At 39.5% G+C, this 22,485-nt stretch carries 26 protein-coding genes; 8 read left to right on the top strand and 18 right to left on the bottom strand.

Going from position 1 to position 22,485, the window contains the following annotated elements; all coding sequences use genetic code 11:
* Window positions 1-76: 76 nt before the first annotated feature.
* Window positions 77-784 (bottom strand): helix-turn-helix domain-containing protein, encoded by a 708-nt coding sequence (locus J9537_RS02160; protein ID WP_218257308.1) that lies wholly within the window; start codon window positions 782-784, stop codon window positions 77-79.
* A 425-nt stretch (window positions 785-1,209) separates the two neighbouring features.
* A complete protein-coding gene (locus J9537_RS02155) occupies window positions 1,210-2,349 on the bottom strand; it encodes a glycerate kinase family protein (protein WP_218256555.1) in 1,140 nt (379 codons plus the stop codon).
* A 136-nt stretch (window positions 2,350-2,485) separates the two neighbouring features.
* On the opposite strand from J9537_RS02155, the gene J9537_RS02150 reads away from it, so the two are divergent.
* Window positions 2,486-2,653 (top strand): hypothetical protein, encoded by a 168-nt coding sequence (locus J9537_RS02150; RefSeq protein ID WP_218256554.1) that lies wholly within the window; start codon window positions 2,486-2,488, stop codon window positions 2,651-2,653.
* A 40-nt stretch (window positions 2,654-2,693) separates the two neighbouring features.
* On the opposite strand, the gene J9537_RS02145 is transcribed toward J9537_RS02150, so the two are convergent.
* Window positions 2,694-4,022 carry an FAD-dependent oxidoreductase gene (locus tag J9537_RS02145; protein ID WP_218256553.1) on the bottom strand — a complete coding sequence of 443 codons (1,329 nt, stop codon included), beginning with the start codon at window positions 4,020-4,022 and terminating at the stop codon, window positions 2,694-2,696.
* Window positions 4,023-4,188: 166 nt separating this feature from the next.
* Here J9537_RS02145 and J9537_RS02140 point away from each other — a divergent pair, with 166 nt between their 5' ends.
* Window positions 4,189-4,641 (top strand): DUF2188 domain-containing protein, encoded by a 453-nt coding sequence (locus J9537_RS02140; RefSeq protein ID WP_218256552.1) that lies wholly within the window; start codon window positions 4,189-4,191, stop codon window positions 4,639-4,641.
* 68 nt (window positions 4,642-4,709) lie between these two features.
* Here the strand turns inward: J9537_RS02140 and J9537_RS02135 are convergent, their stop codons facing one another.
* From J9537_RS02135 to rlmH, 5 genes are all read right to left on the bottom strand, one after another.
* Window positions 4,710-4,898: a DUF960 family protein gene (locus tag J9537_RS02135; protein ID WP_218256551.1), complete on the bottom strand. Its 189-nt coding sequence runs from the start codon at window positions 4,896-4,898 to the stop codon at window positions 4,710-4,712.
* Between the two features lie 100 nt (window positions 4,899-4,998).
* Window positions 4,999-5,391, bottom strand: coding sequence for an Imm70 family immunity protein (locus J9537_RS02130; protein WP_218256550.1), 393 nt, complete (start codon window positions 5,389-5,391; stop codon window positions 4,999-5,001).
* 306 nt (window positions 5,392-5,697) lie between these two features.
* The gene (locus tag J9537_RS02125; protein ID WP_218256549.1) at window positions 5,698-6,084 is read right to left on the bottom strand and encodes a hypothetical protein; all 387 of its coding nucleotides are present in this window, start codon (window positions 6,082-6,084) and stop codon (window positions 5,698-5,700) included.
* Window positions 6,085-6,194: 110 nt separating this feature from the next.
* Window positions 6,195-6,584 (bottom strand): DUF4279 domain-containing protein, encoded by a 390-nt coding sequence (locus J9537_RS02120; protein ID WP_218256548.1) that lies wholly within the window; start codon window positions 6,582-6,584, stop codon window positions 6,195-6,197.
* 78 nt (window positions 6,585-6,662) lie between these two features.
* Window positions 6,663-7,142, bottom strand: a complete 480-nt coding sequence (gene rlmH / locus J9537_RS02115) for a 23S rRNA (pseudouridine(1915)-N(3))-methyltransferase RlmH (protein ID WP_218256547.1) — start codon at window positions 7,140-7,142, stop codon at window positions 6,663-6,665.
* Window positions 7,143-7,601: 459 nt separating this feature from the next.
* Between rlmH and J9537_RS02110 the strand changes: the two genes are divergently transcribed.
* On the top strand, window positions 7,602-8,900 hold the full coding sequence (locus tag J9537_RS02110) for a S1C family serine protease (protein ID WP_218256546.1): 1,299 nt from the start codon (window positions 7,602-7,604) through the stop codon (window positions 8,898-8,900).
* 108 nt (window positions 8,901-9,008) lie between these two features.
* Here the strand turns inward: J9537_RS02110 and J9537_RS02105 are convergent, their stop codons facing one another.
* The 5 genes from J9537_RS02105 to J9537_RS02085 form a co-directional block, all read right to left on the bottom strand.
* Window positions 9,009-9,194, bottom strand: coding sequence for a hypothetical protein (locus tag J9537_RS02105; protein WP_010747025.1), 186 nt, complete (start codon window positions 9,192-9,194; stop codon window positions 9,009-9,011).
* A gap of 169 nt (window positions 9,195-9,363) precedes the next feature.
* Entirely contained in the window at window positions 9,364-9,975 is a 612-nt protein-coding gene (gene ytpR, locus J9537_RS02100) for a YtpR family tRNA-binding protein (RefSeq protein ID WP_218256545.1), read from the bottom strand.
* A gap of 112 nt (window positions 9,976-10,087) precedes the next feature.
* Entirely contained in the window at window positions 10,088-10,543 is a 456-nt protein-coding gene (locus J9537_RS02095; RefSeq protein WP_010747027.1) for a universal stress protein, read from the bottom strand.
* 9 nt (window positions 10,544-10,552) lie between these two features.
* Window positions 10,553-10,870, bottom strand: a complete 318-nt coding sequence (locus J9537_RS02090) for a thioredoxin family protein (RefSeq protein ID WP_010747028.1) — start codon at window positions 10,868-10,870, stop codon at window positions 10,553-10,555.
* Window positions 10,871-10,936: 66 nt separating this feature from the next.
* Complete coding sequence (locus J9537_RS02085; RefSeq protein WP_218256544.1) at window positions 10,937-12,172, bottom strand: PucR family transcriptional regulator; 1,236 nt, start codon at window positions 12,170-12,172, stop codon at window positions 10,937-10,939.
* Between the two features lie 161 nt (window positions 12,173-12,333).
* Here J9537_RS02085 and J9537_RS02080 point away from each other — a divergent pair, with 161 nt between their 5' ends.
* From J9537_RS02080 to J9537_RS02070, 3 genes are all read left to right on the top strand, one after another.
* The gene (locus J9537_RS02080; protein ID WP_218256543.1) at window positions 12,334-12,849 is read left to right on the top strand and encodes a DUF3237 domain-containing protein; all 516 of its coding nucleotides are present in this window, start codon (window positions 12,334-12,336) and stop codon (window positions 12,847-12,849) included.
* A 2-nt stretch (window positions 12,850-12,851) separates the two neighbouring features.
* Entirely contained in the window at window positions 12,852-14,792 is a 1,941-nt protein-coding gene (locus J9537_RS02075) for an oxidoreductase (RefSeq protein WP_218256542.1), read from the top strand.
* Window positions 14,793-15,034: 242 nt separating this feature from the next.
* Window positions 15,035-15,370: a hypothetical protein gene (locus tag J9537_RS02070; RefSeq protein WP_218256541.1), complete on the top strand. Its 336-nt coding sequence runs from the start codon at window positions 15,035-15,037 to the stop codon at window positions 15,368-15,370.
* A gap of 38 nt (window positions 15,371-15,408) precedes the next feature.
* On the opposite strand, the gene J9537_RS02065 is transcribed toward J9537_RS02070, so the two are convergent.
* From J9537_RS02065 to pepV, 3 genes are all read right to left on the bottom strand, one after another.
* A complete protein-coding gene (locus J9537_RS02065; protein WP_218256540.1) occupies window positions 15,409-16,302 on the bottom strand; it encodes an SDR family oxidoreductase in 894 nt (297 codons plus the stop codon).
* A gap of 90 nt (window positions 16,303-16,392) precedes the next feature.
* Window positions 16,393-17,313 carry a nucleoside hydrolase gene (locus tag J9537_RS02060; protein WP_218256539.1) on the bottom strand — a complete coding sequence of 307 codons (921 nt, stop codon included), beginning with the start codon at window positions 17,311-17,313 and terminating at the stop codon, window positions 16,393-16,395.
* A 132-nt stretch (window positions 17,314-17,445) separates the two neighbouring features.
* Entirely contained in the window at window positions 17,446-18,858 is a 1,413-nt protein-coding gene (gene pepV / locus J9537_RS02055) for a dipeptidase PepV (RefSeq protein WP_218256538.1), read from the bottom strand.
* A 193-nt stretch (window positions 18,859-19,051) separates the two neighbouring features.
* On the opposite strand from pepV, the gene J9537_RS02050 reads away from it, so the two are divergent.
* Together J9537_RS02050 and J9537_RS02045 are read left to right on the top strand one after the other, a co-directional pair.
* Window positions 19,052-19,891 carry an NAD(P)H-hydrate dehydratase gene (locus J9537_RS02050; RefSeq protein ID WP_218256537.1) on the top strand — a complete coding sequence of 280 codons (840 nt, stop codon included), beginning with the start codon at window positions 19,052-19,054 and terminating at the stop codon, window positions 19,889-19,891.
* Between the two features lie 2 nt (window positions 19,892-19,893).
* Complete coding sequence (locus J9537_RS02045; protein WP_218256536.1) at window positions 19,894-20,328, top strand: acyl-CoA thioesterase; 435 nt, start codon at window positions 19,894-19,896, stop codon at window positions 20,326-20,328.
* A gap of 42 nt (window positions 20,329-20,370) precedes the next feature.
* On the opposite strand, the gene celB is transcribed toward J9537_RS02045, so the two are convergent.
* Entirely contained in the window at window positions 20,371-21,744 is a 1,374-nt protein-coding gene (gene celB / locus J9537_RS02040) for a PTS cellobiose transporter subunit IIC (RefSeq protein ID WP_010747035.1), read from the bottom strand.
* A 14-nt stretch (window positions 21,745-21,758) separates the two neighbouring features.
* Entirely contained in the window at window positions 21,759-22,268 is a 510-nt protein-coding gene (locus J9537_RS02035) for a hypothetical protein (protein ID WP_218256535.1), read from the bottom strand.
* Window positions 22,269-22,485: the final 217 nt, after the last annotated feature.

Raw genomic sequence — 22,485 nt, 5'->3', positions numbered from 1 at the left:
CCCTTTCTTTTTCTCTCCTTTTCATCAATTCCTTTCTTTTCCGTTAAGCGTCACCTCCTTACTAGCATCTCCTTCACTAATTCTCAATTAGCATTGGTTTTCTTTCAGAGAGCTCTTCTTCAAAATAATCATAAAATTCTTTACTTAACCGGTATCCTTGTCCCCATACGGTTTGAATAGCCACATGGCCGCATTCATATTCCAACTTCTCATTCACTTTAGAAACAATTTTTGACAAACTTGCTAAAACAGATTTATTTGCCTCTTTATTCCAAATCTGGCGACTAATTTCTTCTCTCGAGACGGTTCGATTTCCAGACTGAATCAAATAATTCACAATTTCTTTTTGTTTCAATTTCAGGTTCAAATCAGATAATTTTTGTTTAACCTGAAGCTGCTGTGCTCGATCTTCCTTTTGATAAGCTAAACGAGAGATTTCCGCAATCAGCAAAATCTCTCTCAAGCGTTCAAGATTGGAATCTACTGGTATCAAGCCATCAAAAATCGATTCCGTCCTGTCATCACAACTTACTTCAATAACACGACGGAAAAGTTTAAAGCGTTCATATTGTAATTGTTGAACCAATTCCTCTACTTCTTTGTCATACAATGATTCACTAAAAATAATTCCGTCAAATTGAGATAAAAATTGTTTGTTGAATGTTTCCTCTTTCAGCATTGCAATCAGATTATGTGAGCAATAAACCTCATTTCCTAATTGTTTTAGCTGACTTTCAAAGGCTTCCTCATACGAAAGCGCCTTCGTCAAAATCAATAGTTGCATCATTTTCTCCTTTCTTATGCTATATTTTTGATTGACTTTTTTTTTGAAATCATTCACTAAAATAAGCATTTTGAAATTATTTTAAATTAACAATTATAAAAATAAGAAGTATTTTTATAAAATAATTATATTATATAGTTAATTCGAGGTCAAACTATCATTTAATATTATTTTTTATTTGATTGTATTTTAGTCTAAATTATTATTTTAAGGAATATATATGAATAACTGATAAAAGAAACAATTTGTCTCCAATAAAAAAATTCAGTTAATTAAAAAGAAATAACAGAAAAACCCACACTTTTAACCACTCGTTCTTACAAATAAATCTTTTCTGATAAAATATTTTGATTCATGTTTTTCACATCAAAAAAGCACTCTCTTTTTGAGAATGCTTCCTATTTCCTATTTAACTGTGAAGGGATTCAATTCACACATAATACCCGGACAATATTTTCTACTGTTCGTTCCAAATTGGCTTCCCCTAACTTCAAAGCATTATCTAAAGAATCAGCTTTATTCAAAATACCAAAAATGGCAGTTATTCCTTCTTTATATAACACTTCGATCTGTTCACCGATATGGCCTGCACAGGCAAAGACAGGTTTGTTGTACTGTTTCGCAACTTTTGCGACACCATATGGCGTTTTTCCAAATTTCGTCTGAAAATCCATTCCTCCTTCACCTGTAAATACATAATCTGCGTGAGCTATCTTTCCAGCTAATTTTGTCAGCTGAATAATTATATCCACTCCTGATTGCATTTTTGCACCTGCAAAAACTACTAATCCCGCTCCTAAGCCACCAGCTGCACCTCCACCGATTCGATCCTTAATAGCAACACCCAAGTCCTTTTGAATGATCTCAGCATAATGAGTAAGGTTTGTCTCTAGCTGTTGAACCATTTCGGGTGTTGCTCCTTTTTGCGGACCAAAGATAACCGAGGCGCTATTTGAACCAATTAATACATTCGTTACATCACTGGCAATGATTATTTCGGTCTTCTTAAGTCGAGGATCCAGATCAGTAACATCTATTTTGGATAATTTTGACAAGGCACCCCCTCCGGCAGGAAGCTCCTTTCCATGACTGTCTAATAAATGAACACCTAGAGCCTGCGCCATTCCTGCCCCGCCATCATTTGTCGCGCTGCCGCCGATTCCAATGATAATTTTTTTCACCCCATGATTTAGCGCGTCCTTAATCATTTCGCCAGTACCAAAAGTTGAAGTCAGTAAAGGGTTGCGTTTCTTTTCTGTAAGCAATTCTAACCCATTTGCCTTCGCCATTTCGATTACTGCGGTTTTCTTATCTGCTAATAAGCCATAATAAGTCATGACTTTTTCTTTTGGCAATGGACCTGAGACTGTTACTTCTATTTTTGTCCCACCATTTCCATCAATTAGCGCATCAACTGTTCCTTCCCCACCATCTGCCATTGGAACTTGGATCACTTCTGCATTGGGCAAAACATTGCGAATCCCACGTTCCATCGCTTCACAAGCTTTTTTGGCGCTCATACTTTCCTTAAATGAATCTGGTGCCAAAACAAATGTTTTTTCCATTATTTTTTCTCCTCGTATTTTAACTATCTATCACTAGTATCCCTCATCGCAGCCTATTGAATCAAGCAAGCAGAAACATTGCTTTCAATTTCTCAATCCGTATACTATTAGCAAAACTAAAAAAGCAGGTGATCTTATGTATGTTGTCAAAGTCCTACATGGTTACATTGGTAAAGAAGGTCAGCGCACCCGTGAAAAAGACCCTGAGAAGCTTTGGATATTCCAAAGCAAGCAAGAATCCGAGCAATTCGCTAAAAATATTGGTGGTCGCAGCAAGCATGTCTCAAAAATCAGAAAAGATTGATTCTAAAAAGGACGTAACCCATTTGGATTACGCCTTTTGTCTATTTTAATACATCATTCAACGCTTCACTCATTGTTGGATGCGTATATATTTGATCCCGCAGCATTGTATAGGGCAAGTTTCCTTTCATTGCTAAGGTGATCAGGTTGATAATCTCATGTGATTCTTCTGCATAAATACTTGCACCTAGTATATGATCTGTTTTCGGATCTACTAAAACCTTGAACATTCCTTTTGGATTTTCTAATACGTTGGACTTCGGTACACCAGCAGACATGAACTTGAACAGCTTGTACTCCGTTCCATTCGCTTTTGCCGCTTTTTCAGTCAAACCAACATTCGATAAAGGCGGTGTAATGAAAACACTGTATGGTACAAGTGTACGATCCTTTAATGAACGAGTATTTTTTCCGTCCAATTGATCCAAGATGATTCGATAGTCATCCAGTGAAACATAAGTAAATTGCAAGCCGCCCTTAACATCGCCGATGGCCCAAACATTCGGAGCATCTGTTCGCAACAAATCATCTACAATGATAACATCACGATCCGTTACCTTTACATCTGTATTTTCTAAACCTAATCCTTCAATATTTGGCTTACGACCTGTTGCTGCTAAAATATTATCTGCTTTTATTGTCATTGATTGGTCTTTTTCAGTATACGTAATTTCTGTATGATCCGCTTGATCTTTGATCTCATCTACAGAAACACCTAAGTGAAATTCGATTCCTTGCGTAGTTAAATCATTATAGATCTGTTCAGCAATATCTTCGTCTTCTCGTGCTAGAAATTCTTCCTTCGCATCTAAAACGATGACCTTTGATCCATAATTTGCAAACATTGAGGCAAATTCTAATCCAATATAACCAGTACCAATAATGACCAATGTTTCAGGTAAGCTTTCTAAATCCATCGCTTGAGTCGAGTCGATCAAATACTTGCTTTCTCTCAGTGCCTTAATCGGAAGGATAATCGGTGTTGCTCCAGTATTAATAAAGATACGTTCCCCTTCGACACGTTCCCTTTGCCCTGCGTTTTCCACTTCTAAAACATGATTGGAAACAAAACGCGCCGTACCATCCATTACCGTTCCTTTCGCTTCATCAGCAATCATATGATAATTTTTGTTGCGCAATTTAGCGGTCAAAGCTTCTTTTTTCGCTACACCTTCAGTAAACGGCGTTCCTTTTTCTCCATTCAATATCATAGATTTTGAGGGAATACAGCCGATATTGATGCAGGTTCCGCCATACATTCGTTTTGATTTTTCAATGACCAGGACACTTTCTCCTCTGCTGGCCAGCGTTTTAGCCAATGTTTTCCCGCCTTTACCGAATCCTACGATGATATTTTTATATTTTTCCATAGTTGGTACCTCCATTAGACATTCAAAACTACACTTGAAGGATACTACTTCATTTTTACTCTGTGAAATTTCCAGCCTATAGATGAGCAGAGCAAGCATATCAATTTAAAACAAATCGCTTCCATAGTATGGTAGTAGTAACAAGATCTTGAAGGAGGAATTTTTTATGCCTTGGAATATGAAGGATTACCCAGCTTCAATGAAAAACTTAGACCCTTTAGTTCGCAAGAAAGCAATTGATATTGCCAATGCACTGTTAGATGATGGTTACCCCGATGATCGAGCGATCCCAATCGCTACCAGTCAAGCAGAAAAATGGTACAACGACGCTTCAGCAGAAGAAAAGAAAGATTTTCAGAAAGCAAAGGCTCCACAAAAAAACGATGCCCACGAACACGATAAAAACGCGAAAAAATTAATGAATGCTGATGTAGAAGTAAAATACGAAGACGACGAATGGCTTGTTATCTCAGAAAAAGCCAGTCGAGCCAGCGATACCTTTTCCAAAAAAGAAGATGCAGTCGCACGCGCCAAAGAAATCGCTAAAAACAAACAATCATCTGTCAAAATCTATAAACAAGATGGAAAATTGCAGGACACCTTTGATTATTCGGAATAATGAGAACCAGTGGCATAAAGGAGCAATTACTCCTCCATGCCACTGGTTTTTCACTAAAATGGAGAATCCTAACTTTTCATGATCGTTCCTCGTTGATCCTCTCGATTAAAATCAAATATCTGTAAATAATCCAACTGAATCTTTGCTTGCTTTGTCTTTACATCAATAATTAGTTGCCAACAACGTAACTGTATTTCTTTTGATACCTGTTCATTCACTCCTCTTGTTATGTAGTGATTTTCTCGTGTAGCAAACATTGATGTTCCTCCTTTAAGCACAAAAATAGCCCAATCACTAATTAAAGTGATCGAACTTCATAGTAATAATATACAATTGAAAGCAAAGCTGATTCGTTCCCTACAATACTGTTATCTCTATCTTCACATCTTTATCTATCGCTTCAGAAATAGCTTCCATTAAAACCTCAAGCAAATATCGACCATCCGTGGTAACAAAGTATTCCGCCAGATTGGTGATATCTTCACTAATATTCTTTCCCCATGGTGGTGTTTTTTTTAAGTCTTCAACATCCCAAACAACTTTATTCGGAGTAAAATTACTCAATTCACTGTTGATACCGTTTATCTCTTTTCGCGCAACTTTTAACTTGTCTTTTGATAACTTCCCTTCATATAAATCGTTCATAATTATGGGAAATCGGCTTCCCCAACCCATCTCTTCAAGATTAACGCATATCGTCGAAAAAACGAATGGAAAAAATCTCCTGTTCCTATAGGAAACCAGAAACAATCCACTTTAATACCGACAGTCATAGTAACTGAATCATCCTCTCTTATTAAAAATTGGCTGAACAAGTAGACATACTATTTCTTCAAACTATTCTTCCTCCATTAAATTTATGAAAACAGCTATTAGAATAAACATTGGTTTCACTTGAATAATATATAAATATTATCTCCTTCATTTTCAACATACTCTAAACATATAGATACCCTATCAGCGTGAAGATCGCTAAAATAATCTTCAAATACTTTAGTCATTCGTTTCATTCTAATTATTTATGCGCTTAGAGTGCTGGATTTTATCTTGATTATGTCATTCTAGTTTTTCTAGCCTATTAATCGCCTTTTCTCCAATCGTCCAATTCATGAAAATATTAACATCTTGAATTGAATCAATTACTCTCCCTCTATACTCACTACAATTATTCAATAATTTCAACAACACTGGTTTAACAATATGTTTTTCTAACTTACCTTTCGTGCGTGCAATGTAAGCAATACCCAATGCACTATTAGCTCGAACTCTCTCATCGTTATTATTTGATAACTCTACGCATATATCTTGAGCTTTTTTCCAATTCATATGGTATTCTCCTATTGAAAGTGGCAGTATCATTAACTCTTCGATACTACCAAACTGTAAAATCTTCTCAACTTCTTCCTCATCAAATTCCGGCAAAGGTTGATAAATTCTTTTCATATTTAAGCATACTCCTCTTATCAGCTCTTTTATATGATCTAAATAGACAATGTAAATTGTTTCTTCCAAAGTGTATATGTTCACTCTTCATCTCTTGAATTATAAACATACTAGTTGATATCAATCTCAGTTTCTGTTTCTGAACAAAAGTCAATCACTTCTTTACTAGGACTTATGCACGGATGGACTTCATCAATATATATCGAAGGAACGATTTCCAATGAAAACGATAGATCAAAATCAGCCTTTTGACGTTTCAGTTTTTCCTTTTTAGGTATTAATTCTTTTAGTGTGCTGTGCATCTGATTTTCGACAAAAACATCGTATTCGTTACACAGTCCAAATTTCCACGCCGCAAAATCAAATTTTCTTCCATTCTTTTTCTCGTCACCGATCCGCCATTGCTCGAATGGCTGCAAATTCAGATATCTCGTGATATCATCAGGTTCAAAATCCCCTTTAATAATGAAATAAGTATAGCAACTGGTTTTATCTGTCATAAGCCATCCTTTCGATTCATTTTTATCTATTTAATGTGCTATAAAGCCTGTCATACCAAGGAAAATCAAAAAATATCATCACTTATGATACGGCTCCCCTGCATTGATCCTAAATGCCCGATAAATCTGCTCTACTAGAATCAGGCGCATCAGCTGATGGGGATAAGTCATTTTGCCGAAGGAGATTTGGGTGTTACTGCGTTTTAAGACTTGATCGCTGAGTCCGAGGGAGCCGCCGATGACGAAGACGAACTGACTTTTTCCGCTGGTTTGTAGTTTATCTAATGTAGCAGCGAATTCTTCGCTGCTAGGATTTTTGCCATTGATGGCTAGTGCAAAGACGTATTCTTGTTCTTTGATTTTAGCGAGGATGCGCTCGCCTTCTTTTTCTTTGACTTGATTCATTTCGGCTTCGCTTAGCTTCTCGGGTGCTTTTTCATCGGGAACTTCAATGAGTGTGATTTTGCAATATTTTGATAGGCGTTTTGTGTACTCGTTTATTCCTTGCACCAGATATTTTTCTTTTAGTTTTCCCACAGAAATAATTTTGATATTCATGTTTTTCCACCTTTTTTTGTTTTAAAGAGTTAATTTTTATCTAAAAAGTTGCTTTCATCTAATGTGGACTTCTTGTCGAAATTTTACTTTTCCACCAATTCAATTAGCCAAAAATCTGTATATGGGGCTTTTTCCACGAAGTTATGCACACTAATCACAGGTTTATCCACAGGTTATGGCTGATTTATTCCCTTTTTACAGGTATTCTTACATACAAACATATGTTTTCCACCGAGTTATCCCCTTTATCCACAATTTTGTGGATAAAAAACTTCAAACAATTAACAAACTTTTTCCTTAGTTTTCCACTAGCTATGTGGAAAAGAAGTTTTTTTATCACTTATCTACATTTTCCTCCGAATCTTTTTCATAAAAAAATCAAATCAGTGTAGTAGACTTAACTTACAAAAAAATACTATACTCAATATAACGTAAATCATAGTAGAGGTGGAGGAAATTATGATAAGAAAAGACATTACCCCAACACCCAAAAAGCCACTCGGTTTTTTTAGACGGTTTGGGATTAGTTTATTAGGCGGTGTACTTGGCGCTGTCTTAACAATAGGAATCTTTTACGTAGCGAGTGGTTCGTTACTATCTCCAAGTAATCAAAACGCCAGCGGCTCGCCTAGTGCAGGTAACACGAAGGTCAGTAACATGAAGGTTGATGTAAACTCTGATATTACCGAAGCAGCCAGCAAGGTGCAAGACGCGGTTGTTTCTGTTATTAACTTGCAGAAGCAGCAATCACAAAGCGGCTTAGGCGGCTTCTCTGATATATTCGGTAATAGAAATGATGATCAGCAGTCGCAAGATGATAGTGGGCAACTGGAAGAAGCCTCTGAAGGTTCAGGTGTCATCTACAAGCTGGAGGGCAATACCGCCTACATCGTTACAAATAATCACGTTGTGGAAAAACAAGATGGTTTGGAAGTATTGTTAAAGGATGGTTCAAAAGTGAAGGCAACCTTAGTCGGTACGGATTCCTATACTGACTTAGCTGTTTTAAAGGTTGAATCAGACAAAGTCGCAAACATCAAACCCGCAACTTTTGGTGATTCAAGTAGCTTAAAGGTTGGTGAGCCAGCAATCGCGTTAGGTTCTCCTCTAGGCTCACAGTACGCTAACTCAGTGACTTCAGGGATTATTTCTTCCTTGAATCGTCAAGTAGTCAACCAAAATGATGAAGGTCAAACCGTCAACATCAATGCGATCCAAACAGATGCAGCTATTAACCCTGGTAACTCTGGCGGTCCGTTAGTCAACATGGCTGGTCAAGTAGTCGGTATCAACTCTAGTAAGATCGTTCAGACAGAGTCAAATGTCAGTGTGGAAGGAATCGGCTTTGCTATTCCAAGTAATGATGTAGTGAACGTTATTAACCAGCTTGAAAAAGATGGCAAAGTAATTCGCCCAGCTCTAGGCATTACGATGGCTAGCCTATCTGATCTTTCGACTGAACAAGTAAGTGAGATTGTTAAGGTACCAAGTTCTGTTACTCAAGGAGTCGTGGTGGGAAGCGTACAATCATCTACACCAGCGGATCAGGCAGGCTTGAAGAAGTATGATGTCATCACAAAAATTGATGATACCGATGTTTCATCGGGTGTCGAACTGCAATCTGAATTGTACAAACATAAAGTCGGCGATACAGTGAAAATTACCTACTATCGTCAAGATAAGAAAAATACAGTTTCAGTAAAATTGAGCATTGATTCGAATTCATTGAAATCAAACTCACAACAAGGGAACCAATAAGAATTTTAACCGTCTCTATTCGATAGTGAATAGAGACGGCTTTTTGTTTTCCATCCAAAAAATCCAGAGGAAATTTTCCTCTGGATCGTCTATTTTTTCCTTAGTCCACTATCCAATTGTTCTTCCTTTAATCAATAAGACAACTAAAATCCCTATGGTCGCACCAATACTGCCACCTTGAACCAATACCATAAGATGAAAGGCACTTCCTAAAGCCAATTTTTTTAGTTTGGCGTTCAGCATTAGGGATATGATCAGACTAATAATCGAAAGAACAAGTAAAAATAAAAGCAAGATTCCCTACCTCCTTCGTATAAAAATAGTAAATTGTTTTTTTAATTTATCATTTTGCATGACTAAAAAGAGTATTATTTCCTAAATGGTAAGAAGAGCGTCCTAAATAACTTTATTTCGAAGAGCTCAAGACAAAAAAATTCCGTTGAGAAAATCTCAACGGAGTTTTTTATTTGCCTACTTCAAATTTTTCGCCGGTCTTAGCATCTTCTTCTAACACTAAGATGCCTCTTTTTTCTGGCGCATTTGGTAGATGTAATTCTTTAGCTGAACAAATCATCCCAAAGCTTTCTACACCGCGTAAGCTACCTGGCCAAATGATCTGTCCATCAGGCATCATGGCACCAGGTTTGGCTACAACGACTTTTTGCCCTGCTTCGATATTGGGTGCTCCGCAAACGATTTGCAAGGTTTCACCGCCATCGATCTCTGTTTCAGTAATGTGTAAATGATCAGAGTCTGGATGATCAACACAGCTTTTTACGTAGCCCACCACAAATTTGGGTGAAAGATCTGCAACTAGACGTTCTTCAAAGCCAGCGAGTTTCAACTGCTCATTTAGTACATCTATCTCTTTTTCTGTTAGTTCTACTTGTCCATTGCCATGGATCGTTAAGTACTCAGAAACATGGAAAAAGTTCCATGCGACCGTTGTACCGTCAGTTGTTTGAACGCGAGCAACGGCTCCTTTTCGTTCTACTGAATTTTCCTTATTTTCATCATTTTTGACGATGACCATTAAAGTATCGCCAACGTTTTGTTTATTATACGCAAAAATCACGTTTTTACCTCCAGTCGTAGTCCTCTCGTATCTTAACAAATCTAATGGGGCTTTTGCATGAGATTTTTTTCATCAATTTTTTTCCAAATAAAAAGCTGGACGAGCCAGCCTTTTATTTCGCACTTGGATGTACGATTAGGACATCACACAAAGCTTCCTTAATTACATAGCTGGCAACACTGCCAGTCATAAAACGTTCTACTGCATTTAATCCTGATTGTCCCACCATGACTAAATCGATGTCATATTTTTTTGGCAGGGTCTTGGCCATCGCTTCTTTCGCTGAACCGTAAGCGATAATGCCTTCGATCTTAGTATAGCCAAAATCTCTTCCAATCGCTTTGCATTGATTGATCAGTTCTTTTGCGTCTGCGGCTAATTGATCCATGATGTTTTCATTCAAGGGTGAGTAACTCATGAATGTATAAATTTGATGGTCAATCACGTTTGCGACATACACCGTTCCTTGATTTCGCTTAGCGACAGCTAACGCCTTTTTGAAGGCTTCCATCGCTTGATCGCTGCCATCGATCCCAACTAAAATATTTTGATATGATTGTGTGAACATAACAATCTCCTACCCTTCTACTCGTTGCAAAAAGCCAGCGATTTCATCTTTGGTTTTACGATTTTTGTTAACCAATCGACCTAATTCTTCTCCGTCATTTACCACGACAAAACTAGGAATCCCAAAAATGTTCCATTCAGCCGCCACATCAATAAATTCATCACGATCGACTTGAATAAATTGAAATTGCGGAAACTCCGCCTCGATCTCCGGCATCTGAGGTTTAATAAAGTTACAATCGCCGCACCAATCAGCGGTAAAGAAGAAGACATTCTTCCCTTTTTGTGCATAGTCGGCTAATTCTTCAATACTTTTAGGGATAATCATTTCGTCACGACCTTTTTCTTTTTACTACCTTGATTATACACTTTTCGTTGTTTTTGAGAAAGAAGCTTACTCGCTCCCTCTGTTTCTTTCTAGCACTTCGAGGACACGAAAGACTAGCTGAAGAGTCCAAGCAACCTCGGGCTCATCAATCTCGACAGCTGTCAAATCACGTATTTTATTTAAGCGGTAAATCAAGGTATTGCGATGAACATGTAAAAGCTTGGATGTTTTATTGATGTCGTTACGCTGATATAAATAGCTGCTCAATGTTTTTACAAGTTCTGTTTCATGCTGGTCATCATAATCAATCAGCCTTTGTATCTCCTGAGGAATTAAATTCGCTCTATTAAATCTTTCCAAGGGCTGAAGCAGAAAAATTTCCGAAAGTGACTGTGAAAAAACCGTGCATTGACCGTACAAATTTTGCAGCCGAGCGGTATCATTGGCTAGTTCCGCTTGCTGAATATAAGCGGCTCGTCTTTCAAGAGAGTTAAATACTGTACTCACACCGCAATAGCTTTCAGACTGTTTGATTAAACGTAAAAAGATTTGGTCTAATCCTCTCTCAGAGACAGCTTGAAAGAGCAAATAGAGCTTTTGATCCTTTTCATAGTAAAGAATATTCGTGCTTTCCTTGACGATTTGGCCTTTTAAACGGGACAAAAGGATCGCGTCATCCTCTTTTTCTGATACTACTACCACACAAAATTGTGGCTGAAGCTTAACGATCTCTAGATATCCTTTTAGCGAGGCAACATTTTCGTAATTTTCCGTATCAAAGAACTTCTGCGCTAACAGCTCTTTCACGGGATTGATCGCATGGGTTAAGCGAAAGTTATTGGATTGCATCAAAATCCCGCAAAACTGACGCAACAGATTGTTCAGCTTAAGAGAAAAGTCTAGTAACTCTTCCTCCATAAATAAGACACTGACAACTCCTTCCAGCTTATGATCGATGTATATCGGACCACAGGTTTGAGGATAATCTTCGCAGACACCCCAATCAATAAGCAGAGCTTCCTTCGATCCGATAATCGCCTCCATCAATCCATCATCGATGTAAAACTTCATGATCGTATGATCTGTTGGCTCGCCACTATATATGATCTGCTGCCAATAAGGATCATGGATGTTCTCTCCGCCCGCATAAGCAATCAAACGATAGCCCGGATCAGCCACGATTAATGGCAGGTGAAACTTTTGATAGGTGAACTGCGCGAGGTCGTCAATGGTACAACCTTGTGAAATTCTTTCAATTGCTTGATTGGTATATTCGGTTAATTTTTCATCTGAATACTGCATGATTATTCCTCCCTTCAACCCGCTATCTATAAACCAATTTTAGCATCTATTGGTATATTTGACGATACGCATGAATAAAATCAGTCATTTTACCAATGGCACAAACCTTTGAACATGTTACGCTTTTTACAAGAAAAAAATTAGATTTGGAGGAATGGAAAATGACAGAGTTTGAGTTGAACAAATTTGAGATTGAACACATCTTTACCTATTCAATCGATGTGGATGCCAAGATGTATATTCAAAAACTGCCCATCGGATCAACTCGGGTAACTGGTGTCATCACTGGAGGAAAAGTTTGGGGACCGAAAATCAGTGGTGAAATTTTACCAGTTGGAGCGGATTGGTCAACCGTCCACCCCAACGGAATTGTAGATGTCGATTGTCGTACCATGATCCGTACTGATGATGGTGCAGACATCAATATGTTTTATAAGGGGCGAATTGATTTAGGTTCAGAAGAAGCAGCCGCAGATTATGCAAATGGAAAATTCCCGCCTGTTATGGGGACACAACCGATGCCTGTCTTAGACACTGACGATCCTAGATATGATTGGTGTAACCGAATCGCCTGCTTCGGTATTGGAAGAGTTGACTTTACCAACGATCCAATCGTCATCCAATACGATGTATACCGTTATTATGCGATGCCCTTTGATACTGAGAAGGAGGAATAAACATGAACTATGATGCTCTTTTCACACCCTTTAAAATCGGGACGATGGAAGTCAAAAATCGAATCGTGATGTCACCGATGGGAACGAACTCAGCCTTTGCCAGCGGAAGAAAAGATGAACAAGAAATCGATTACTTCGTTGAACGAGCAAAAGGTGGGGCGGGAATGATTATTCTTGGCTGTCAGCCGTTAAATGAAGAAATCGCTCAGGGCTCAATGGAAGGAACCTTGGATTCTTTTACTGTACTTCCAGCACTAACTTCTTTATGTGACTCTGTCCATCGTTATGGGACGAAGGTAATTTGTCAGATCACTTGTGGAACCGGACGTAATGCCTTTCCAGATACCTTAGGTCGACCGCCTATGTCTGCCTCTCCGATTCCTTCTACCTTCGATCCAAATGTTCCCTGTCGTGAAATGACGAAGGAGGACATTCAAGCGGTCATGGATGGCTTTACCTTTGCAGCCGGTTTAGCAAAAGACGCAGGATTTGACGGAATTGAGATTCATGCCCACGCAGGCTATTTGGTGGATCAATTCATGTCCCCTGTCTGGAATAAGCGGACGGATGAATATGGCGGATCGCCAGAAAATTTTGCTCGCTTCCCTAGAGAGATCATTCAAGCCATTCGGAAGGCGGTCGGAAATGAACTGCCGATTCTCTTTAGAATTTCGTTGGATCATCGTTTTGAAGGCGGTCGAACGTTAGAGGATTTGATTCCTCTGATTAAACTGTTAGAAGAAGAAGGCGTCGATGCTTTTGATATTGACGCGGGTTGCTATGAAACCTTAGACTACATCTTCCCACCTTCTTATTTAGGTGAGTCTTGTATGTCTTATGTTACTGACGCTGCGCGCAAGGCCGTTTCTGTTCCTTTGTTGAACGCGGGGACCCACAATCCTGAATCCGCTGTTGAATTGATTCAGTCAGGAACCGCCGATTTTGCCATGATCGGTCGGGGATTGATCGCTGATCCTGACTTACCAAATAAACTATTAGCGGGAAATCGAGAAGACATTCGACCTTGTCTACGCTGTAATGAAAATTGTATCGGAAGAATTTGGAACAACCACACGAAGCTAGGCTGCTCAGTGAATATTCAGGCGATGGAAGAACGCCGATTTAAATTGGAAACAGCAGAACAGGCTAAAAAAATTGTGGTTATCGGTGGTGGGGCTGCTGGTATGGAAGCTGCTAGAGTCGCTAAGCTTCGGGGGCATGATGTGACTCTATATGAAGCCAGTCCAAGATTAGGCGGGATGATGCGTGATGTTGCAACCGCAAAATTTAAAGTGAACATCCAGCTATTAAGTCAATGGTACGAAACACAAATGGAAAAACTAGGGATCGATGTTCGCTTAAATACTTTCGTTAGTCCAGATGATCCGATTCTAAAGGATTGCGATCAGATCTTTGTTGGGTGTGGGGCACAGCCTCTTGTTCCTCCAATTCCAGGGATCGACTCAGAAAATGTCGCGACGATGGTTGAATGTCATCAGGATGAGTCATTGATCTCGGGAGATAAGATTGTCGTCTGCGGCGGTGGCTCGACAGGCTGTGACGGTGCTTTAGAGATTGCTTCAGAGATGGGCAAACAAGTAACGATCATAGAAATGAAAGAAAATTGTGCCGAAGATGCCATGTTTATCAATCGGATTTCTTTGATGAATGCTTTAGCTGCAAACAATGTCAACATGATCACACAAGCAAAAGTGACCAAAATCGATAGCAGTGGTGTATTGATTGAAAAAGCAGATGGAACAACTGAAAAAATAGCGGCTGATACAGTGATCAATGCTTTTGGAATGAAGCCTAATTTGTCTACCGTCAACAGCATCAAAGAAAAGTATCACACAAAAACACGTGTTTTAGGAGACAGTAATAAAATAGGGAAAATAGGAGATGCTATCCGCGACGGCTTCTATGCCGGAAGCTCGATTTAGTGTATCCATTTCACAAAAGGAATCAGTGATTAGAAGGCTCACTGGTTCTTTTTGCTGTGTCCTTCTTAAGCTGCCTCAGAATTCTCTATTAATAAAAGAATAATGACGTATCTTTTTCAAATTTGTTTGTAAGAATGGTAAAATAAGAGGGACACAGAATGGGGTGTGTCATCATCCATTCTATTATGGCTGACACATAGGAGTAAGAACCGATCACTAGTAATTGAGGAGGAATCTATATTATGGAGAAAACGAAAAAGTTCGCCCAAGGTCTCGCTATCGGCTCATCAATCGGATTAGCTGCCGGGATTGCGGCGAACCATTATTACAGAAAAAAACAAAAAATGTCCCCAGATAAAGTCTTAGATCAAATCAAAGCTGCCTTTTTAAAGGAAGGGCCGATCGAAGGCTCCTGGATTTCTTTTGATACCGAGCATATGCAGAAATTCGCCATCACAATGGATGTTCTTTCGGGTGGAATTACCCGCACCGAAGACAATCAATTGGTTGCGTATGAATTTAAAGCAGATGCTAAAACTGGCGCTGTTTTAAGCATTGATCGTATCATTAGTGAATAAAAATAGCGTATGCCAAAATCATCGGCATACGCTATTTTTTATAAGTTGATCGGCTCGCCGCCAGTTACACCATAGATTTGTGATGTCACGTAGCTTGCATCGTTTGATGCTAAAAAGACATATACTGGTGCTAATTCTGCTGGCTGTCCTGCTCGCTCTAGCAATGAATCTTGACCAAATTCAGGCAACGCCTCTTTTGGCTGTCCATGATCCAATTGCAATGGTGTCCAGATTGGACCTGGCGCTACACCGTTCACACGGATTCCTTTTTTTGCTAATTGACTGGCTAAGCTAACAGTGAAGTTCGCAATTGCCGCTTTTGTTGACGCATAATCCATCAAATGATCGCTTGGATTGAACGCTTGAACAGAGGTTGTCGTTACAATACTGCTGCCTGCCGGTAAATGAGGCAACGCTTCCTGCACAATCGCAAACATAGAAACAATATTTACCTTGAAGGTATCTTCAACCTGCTTCACAGGTAATTCTTCAATAGACTCACGTGAAATTTGCTGCGCCGCATTTAAGACCAATGTGTCCAATCCGCCAAAGGCTTCGACTGTCTTAGCAACCATTTCTTTTGGTGCATGGTCTTCTCGTAAATCGTACGGTAAAAGCAATGCTTTTCTCCCAGCTTTTTCAACATACTCCGCGACTTCCTTCGCATCTCTATCTTCGCCTGGGAAATAATGAATCGCAACATCCGCACCTTCTCTTGCAAATGCAATAGCCGCTGCACGGCCAATACCGGAGTCTCCCCCAGTAATCAGTACTCTGCGATTTTCTAATTTCTTGTTTCCGACATAACTGTCTTCCCCACAATCTGGTTTAGGCATCATATCGTCTTGCAGTGCAGGAGTGTCTTGATCTTGCTTCTTAAATTTACTCCCATGAAATAGGTTTCTTGGATCGATTAAGTTTGGTTCGCTCATCGTATCTCCTCACTTTCTATCTACTACACTACGCGATAGTTTCAAAAAGCGATAATATTTTGCTCGAAAGAAAAGAGATTAAAGCGATTTTTACCTCGCTGTTTTCGCGAAGGCTTCAATAAACCATTGTTCAAATCCCTTTGGATCAACTTTAACAGCCACTTCTGCATTCGCCGGTAAATTTAAGTAGTTTTGTAAATCAACGAGTGAGGCCCCATAAGTTAAACTCGGGGAGGTTTCGATCTCCACCCTTGTTGTTACCAACTCAAAGATTTCCGGCTTTACGAGCAAAGCGATTGCCAAAGCATCATACATGTTTAGCCCCGCATCAAAACTGCCGCTGCGGTATTTGGAAAATAGCTGATAAATCATTTCGCCAATTTCGCCAAAATGTCTTATCTGATCCGCAACCTTCGGCATAATCTTCGCTTGGTCTCCAACTTCTAGGGGTGCTACTTGAATTGGAACGCCGCTGTTGAAGACGATTTTTGCCGCTTCAGGATCAGCGGCGAAGTTAAACTCAGACAGCACGCCATAATTTCCCCGTCCTAAGCTGCCGCCCATCACAACGATTTGCTCAATCTTTGATAAATCCTGCGGATAAAGGTGAAGGAATAAGGCAATATCCGTTAAGGGACCTATCCCCACTAAGGTTGTTTTTTCTTCCTTATTCACCACCTCATGCATGGCCGCAACAGCTGTCAGAGTCTCCTCTGCAAAAATTTTCGCCTCAGGAAATACATATCCGTCCATTCCAGATTCTCCATGAATCTCACTGGCATTGATCGCTTCTCTTACTAGTGGATGCGAGCTGCCTAAAACAACGCGCGGTGTCTTTTTGTAGAGAGTCAGCAGCTTTTCTGTATTGGCTTTGGTATTCTCTAAGCTAACGTTGCCAAAAATTGGACAAATAAGCTTTACATCCAGCTCTTCACTGAAGAGTGCCAACGCAATCGCTACTGCGTCGTCAATTCCTGGATCTGTACTTAAAATAATCGATCTTTTATTCATGTTCAGCCTTCTTTCTAATAAAATATTCTCAAAAAATCATACAACAGGTTTCATTTTTACGCCAATTTATCAGAGTTGAGTCCACAAAAAAGACCTCACATTCAAAAATGCGAGGTCCATTCACTTCTAGGGTTATTTTACTAAACGATAGATTGCGTCTGCATAAATGACTGCAGAGTTTAAGATATCTTCAACAGACATGTATTCATTTGCTTGGTGCATCGTATCTTCAAAGCCAGGGAATTGAGCGCCGTAGGCAACACCGCGTTCTAGTAAACGACCGAATGTACCGCCGCCGATCACTTTTTCTTCTCCCTTGATTCCTGTATGTTCTTCGAAGGTATCTAGCAAAGTAGCTACCAATGGATCATCCGCTGGTACGTAGTGAGGAAGCATATGGTGCGCCCCTTGTGTCACTTTAACGTCTGAACCGAATAGTTCTTCTAATTTTGCTTTGATTTCTTCCGCTGTCGTTCCTTTAGGATAACGGAAATTCAAGGTAATATGGTTGTCATTGTCTTGACCATCTTTGAAGCTGAAGATTCCAGCGTTCATAGTCAATTCGCCCATTTTTTCATTGTTGAAATCAACGCCTAGTTTCTTTCCATAGACATCTTCATGAATAGCGTTTGCGCTGTTTTCGATGAAGGCTTTCGCACCTTTATCGAATTCATAGTTATTCAAGAAGACTGCTAAGAAGGTCCCAGCATTTGTTCCTAATTGAGGACTAGCACCGTGAGCTGCTTTTCCGTCTAAGTGTAAAGTAACCGTTGAACCAGATACTTCTGCTTTTCCGCTGACTGGGTTGTTTTCTACATAATCAGCAAAATCTTTCGCTAATTTTTCAGCAGCGTCTGCATCTGCAACTTTCACTTCAGCCACCGCATTGCCGGGAACCATGTTTTCACGAAGACCCGCTTCGAAGCTTACTAAAACATAAGAAGTTCCGTTTGTTCCGTCAAAATGTGGAATCATTGTGACATTTCCTTTTTCACCATTGATGATTGGGAAATAAGCATCTGGTGAGAAACCAAAGTCAGGTTTTTCTTCGTGTTCGAAGTAGTAGTCCATATCTCCCCAGCCGCTTTCTTCGTCCGTACCGAAGACAAAACGGATCTTTTTAGAGATTGGCAAGCCTAACTCTTTGATAATTTTTACCGCGTAGTAAGCCGCAACTGAGGGGCCTTTGTCATCACTTGAACCACGAGCATATAATTTACCCTCGCGAATTTCTGGTTCGTAAGGATCTGAATCCCAACCGTCGCCAGCAGGTACCACGTCTAAGTGACCGAAAATCCCTAAGGTTTCATCGCCGTCACCGTAATCAAAATGACCGGCATAGTTGTCGACATTTTTTGTTGTGAAGCCATCGCGTTCTGCGATTTCAAGCATTTTTTCTAATGCTTCCACTGGTCCTGGTCCGAATGGTGCTTCTTTGGTTGCTTTGTCGTCTTCACGTTCACTTTTAATACGTAATAAAGTGAATAGATCCGCTAATAGATCGTCTTTGCGTGCTTCGACTTCTTTCTTAAAATCGATTGTCATTGAAAGATTCCTCCTTTAATTAAAACCACTATAATGATAGCATTCTATTCCATAGAATAAAAATGAAAACTCTTTAAGAAATGCGGGGACAGACTCTCCTTTTTCCCTTATAATGATACCCATAGTGAATTTTCTCTTAGCTATTTCCATTAAAAATGACTACTATATATAGTTAATGAAAGCAGGTGCTTAAATGGTCCAACTTAACGAAGAGATTTTGCATAAAGTAATTACGAAACGACCAGAGATTTCTCATAAAGGAACCTTTGGGCGAGTCGCTTTAATTGGCGGAAATCAACAATACGGCGGAGCAATCATTATGAGTGCCGAAGCCTGTATCAAAAGCGGTGCCGGACTGACCACGGTTATCACTGCTGAAAAGAATCACGCCCCGCTTCATACTCGGTTACCTGAAGCGATGGTACTGGACTTTTCTGAGCTGAAAACAATTTACCAAATACTGAAAAAAGCAGACGTCATATTAATAGGGCCTGGTTTAGGTCTTGAAAAGGAAGCCTTGACACTACTAAAGTGGGTTTTGAAAAATCAACAGGAGCAGCAATGGCTGGTGATCGATGGTTCCGCCATCACACTATTTAGTGACTATAGCCTATCGCTGAAAATCCCTGATCAAACGGTGTTCACTCCTCACTTAGCGGAATGGGAACGCCTTAGCGGCCTCAAATTTGTTGATCAAACGGATGAAAACAATCGTGCGAAACAAGCCCTGTTAGGAGCTAAAATCGTCTTGAAAAGTCACCGAACAACCATCTATGATGAAGCAATCGCCTATTATCAAAATCCCCTTGGCAATCCAGGAATGGCAACTGGCGGAACAGGTGACACCCTAGCCGGAATGATTACTGGTTTCTTGGCTCAATTTGAAAAAAATACGGATACGATTGCCGCAGCCGTTTATCTCCACAGTTTGATTGGCGACACCTTAGCAAAAGATAACTACGTAGTTTTACCTACTTTAATCAGCGAAGCGCTGCCTCGCTACATGAAAAAATTCGCAACCGAAAGGAACTAATTATGGAAAAATATCCTGGCTATGCTCGCAAGCCCTTTTACTATGAAACAGATAAGATGGGCATCATCCATCATTCCAATTACATTCGCTGGTTTGAAGAAGCCCGTGTAGATGCGTTGACCTTTATGGACTATCCTTTTGAAAAAATTGAAGCGGACGGTATCATGATCCCTGTACTAGGCGTCAGCTGTGAGTATAAGGAAATGGTCCGTTTTGGCGATGAGGTTCTGATAAAACCGATCGTAACGAAATATACCGGTACACGCTTAGATTTTGAGTATCGTGTTTACAATGGAGACAAGCTGGTCACAACTGGAACAAGTCAACATTGCTTCATGTCCTACGAAACCAACCGTTTAGTCCAATTAAGAAAAACACATCCTACCCTGCATGAACTATTTTTAGAATATTACGAAACAACAAAAGAAGAAGCATAAAAAATAGCCGCCGGCAACTTGCCAGTGGCTATTTTACTTTCATTATGCTGAAATACTTTCTCCAGCTGCTTCTTCGCTAACTGTTGATTCTTCATCCACCAATTTCTTGTCGTAGGCACGAGCAAACGGCAAGTAAATGACAAACGCTGAAACCGCACAGATAATTGCGACAATCGCTGCTTTCCAGTCACCCCCGGTACTGATGAAGGCACCAACACCCACGGGTGAAGGCCAAGGCATGTTGGCGATTACTGGACGAATCAATTCTAATTGAATTGCAAAATAAGCAATTGACGCTGAAACCATCGGAGCTAAGAAAAATGGAATCGCCATAAATGGATTATAGATCAATGGGATACCAAAGATTAATGGTTCATTGATATTGAACAAGCATGGAACGATCGCTGCTTTTCCTAACACTTTTAATTGTTCTGATTTTGCCATGTAAACTAAGAAGATACATAGACCTAATGTCGCACCAGATCCACCAATCGTTACAAAGGCATTTTGGAATTCCCCTGCTAATGGGATATGCGCACCATCAGCGTTCAACGCCAAGTTTCCTAAAGTAATCGGTGCAATCAAGGAAGAAATGATGTTAGCACCATGAATCCCTACGATCCACAATGCATGGATCAAGAAGTAGATGACCATAACACCAATCCAGCTGCTAGTCAGGTTCGTAACGAAGCCGAATGGAATCGCGATCAATTGGAAAATATCTGTATTAAAGAAGACCAGTACACCTGTAATGATTAGAATAACAAAAGCAACAACAAATGCTGGAATCAATGCTGTAAAGGCTCTAGACACCCCTTCTGGAACTTGCTCAGGCATGCGGATGACCCAATTTTTCGATACACACAAACGATAAAGCTGCACGGCAATAACGGCCATGATAATCCCAGTAAAGATACCTACTGTTCCTAAACGTGTGACACCGTCGCCGCCAATTGCCCAACCGTTAATAATATTTTCTTTTGCATCAGTCAAACGAACCACTGTGCCGTTATCTAACACTAATTGAGGAATAGAAAGGAAAAAGGCAAACATTGATAGCAATGCACCCGTGATTGGCGCCATATTCAAATCATCTTCTTCCGCGATGATTTTGGTGTATTCATACCCTAAACCAACACAGAAGTATAAGGCCAAAATCCCCATCGTTGTACTGTTGGCTAGCATATAAAGATCACTGAACTTGAAAAATGTCGCATTGAAGATATCTTCTAGAAATGGGAAAGTCATTGGCAAAATATTGAACACCAAGAACATTGAACCGACAATCGTAAAGGGAATTGCGCCCATCCCGGCGCCCATGATGGCACGTACTACTTTAAGTGAAGCGATTTTCCCCATCGGGCCCATCAGGTTTTTCTCTAAAAAAGCAAATACTTTATTATTTGATCCGTCCATTTTTTAATCACCCTTTATTTATTATTTAGTTTGCTGAATTCTGTAATGTATGAAGCATGTTTATCTTTTTGACTATAAATGCTGTTAATTCTTTTCAAAATAATTCCTGACAACAGGATTCCGACAATCAATATACAGCTGACAAATCCTTTGCTCGTTGTATTATTGGTAAAAAATGGGAAGACTTGCGAAAATCCCAAGTTAGTTAAAACAGATAGTAACAAAATGCCATTTACCACCAGTTGCGTTCGTTGATAAAAGCGGTGCCATTTTAATTGATTACGAACATCGTCGGATGGATAGCCATACAGACGTAAATGTTCTGCAATACCAGGGACTGAAAGTACAATTAATCCCAGCGGCAGCAAGGCCCACAAACTTTTACTCATGGCTAAAGAAAGCAACCAATATAAATTGGTAAAGAAAAATCCAGCCAATAAATATCTAAGTAAAAGAAAGCGATTGTATCTAAAATTTTTCAATGCTGTTTCTTTTTTTAACTGACTAACATTTTCCTTGTCCATTGTGTGTTCTCTCCTTGTTCGTATTAAGGTATTGATTTTTTGTACAAAAAATCAGTCTTATTTTCACGCCGTATATCATTCTGCGAAAGTGTTTATACTTTGACTTGTTGAAATTTGTTGTCTGCGAATTGCACGTTTATTTATTGCGAAAAGCAGAACTGACATCCTTATTCGTATTAAGGTATTGATTTTTTTCAAAAAATCTGTCTTATTCTCA

This window comes from Enterococcus raffinosus, from assembly GCF_019175485.1.
GTDB classification, from domain to species: Bacteria; Bacillota; Bacilli; order Lactobacillales; family Enterococcaceae; genus Enterococcus_A; species Enterococcus_A raffinosus.
The sequence above is the reverse complement of the archived record's forward strand: the minus strand, read 5'-3'. Positions and strand labels throughout refer to the sequence as shown.

What these genes read in the sequence shown, in the direction of transcription:
- celB (WP_010747035.1), bottom strand. Translation starts at nt 21,744, where the DNA reads ATGGACGGATCAAATAATAAAGTATTTGCTTTTTTAGAGAAAAACCTG.
- J9537_RS02065 (WP_218256540.1), bottom strand. Translation starts at nt 16,302, where the DNA reads ATGAGCGAACCAAACTTAATCGATCCAAGAAACCTATTTCATGGGAGT.
- J9537_RS02070 (WP_218256541.1), top strand. Translation starts at nt 15,035, where the DNA reads ATGGAGAAAACGAAAAAGTTCGCCCAAGGTCTCGCTATCGGCTCATCA.
- J9537_RS02140 (WP_218256552.1), top strand. Translation starts at nt 4,189, where the DNA reads ATGCCTTGGAATATGAAGGATTACCCAGCTTCAATGAAAAACTTAGAC.
- J9537_RS02125 (WP_218256549.1), bottom strand. Translation starts at nt 6,084, where the DNA reads ATGAAAAGAATTTATCAACCTTTGCCGGAATTTGATGAGGAAGAAGTT.
- J9537_RS02075 (WP_218256542.1), top strand. Translation starts at nt 12,852, where the DNA reads ATGAACTATGATGCTCTTTTCACACCCTTTAAAATCGGGACGATGGAA.
- J9537_RS02085 (WP_218256544.1), bottom strand. Translation starts at nt 12,172, where the DNA reads ATGCAGTATTCAGATGAAAAATTAACCGAATATACCAATCAAGCAATT.
- J9537_RS02050 (WP_218256537.1), top strand. Translation starts at nt 19,052, where the DNA reads ATGGTCCAACTTAACGAAGAGATTTTGCATAAAGTAATTACGAAACGA.
- rlmH (WP_218256547.1), bottom strand. Translation starts at nt 7,142, where the DNA reads ATGAATATCAAAATTATTTCTGTGGGAAAACTAAAAGAAAAATATCTG.
- J9537_RS02060 (WP_218256539.1), bottom strand. Translation starts at nt 17,313, where the DNA reads ATGAATAAAAGATCGATTATTTTAAGTACAGATCCAGGAATTGACGAC.
- J9537_RS02045 (WP_218256536.1), top strand. Translation starts at nt 19,894, where the DNA reads ATGGAAAAATATCCTGGCTATGCTCGCAAGCCCTTTTACTATGAAACA.
- J9537_RS02120 (WP_218256548.1), bottom strand. Translation starts at nt 6,584, where the DNA reads ATGACAGATAAAACCAGTTGCTATACTTATTTCATTATTAAAGGGGAT.
- J9537_RS02035 (WP_218256535.1), bottom strand. Translation starts at nt 22,268, where the DNA reads ATGGACAAGGAAAATGTTAGTCAGTTAAAAAAAGAAACAGCATTGAAA.
- J9537_RS02155 (WP_218256555.1), bottom strand. Translation starts at nt 2,349, where the DNA reads ATGGAAAAAACATTTGTTTTGGCACCAGATTCATTTAAGGAAAGTATG.
- J9537_RS02160 (WP_218257308.1), bottom strand. Translation starts at nt 784, where the DNA reads ATGCAACTATTGATTTTGACGAAGGCGCTTTCGTATGAGGAAGCCTTT.
- J9537_RS02150 (WP_218256554.1), top strand. Translation starts at nt 2,486, where the DNA reads ATGTATGTTGTCAAAGTCCTACATGGTTACATTGGTAAAGAAGGTCAG.
- J9537_RS02135 (WP_218256551.1), bottom strand. Translation starts at nt 4,898, where the DNA reads ATGTTTGCTACACGAGAAAATCACTACATAACAAGAGGAGTGAATGAA.
- J9537_RS02080 (WP_218256543.1), top strand. Translation starts at nt 12,334, where the DNA reads ATGACAGAGTTTGAGTTGAACAAATTTGAGATTGAACACATCTTTACC.
- J9537_RS02095 (WP_010747027.1), bottom strand. Translation starts at nt 10,543, where the DNA reads ATGTTCACACAATCATATCAAAATATTTTAGTTGGGATCGATGGCAGC.
- J9537_RS02090 (WP_010747028.1), bottom strand. Translation starts at nt 10,870, where the DNA reads ATGATTATCCCTAAAAGTATTGAAGAATTAGCCGACTATGCACAAAAA.
- pepV (WP_218256538.1), bottom strand. Translation starts at nt 18,858, where the DNA reads ATGACAATCGATTTTAAGAAAGAAGTCGAAGCACGCAAAGACGATCTA.
- J9537_RS02145 (WP_218256553.1), bottom strand. Translation starts at nt 4,022, where the DNA reads ATGGAAAAATATAAAAATATCATCGTAGGATTCGGTAAAGGCGGGAAA.
- J9537_RS02110 (WP_218256546.1), top strand. Translation starts at nt 7,602, where the DNA reads ATGATAAGAAAAGACATTACCCCAACACCCAAAAAGCCACTCGGTTTT.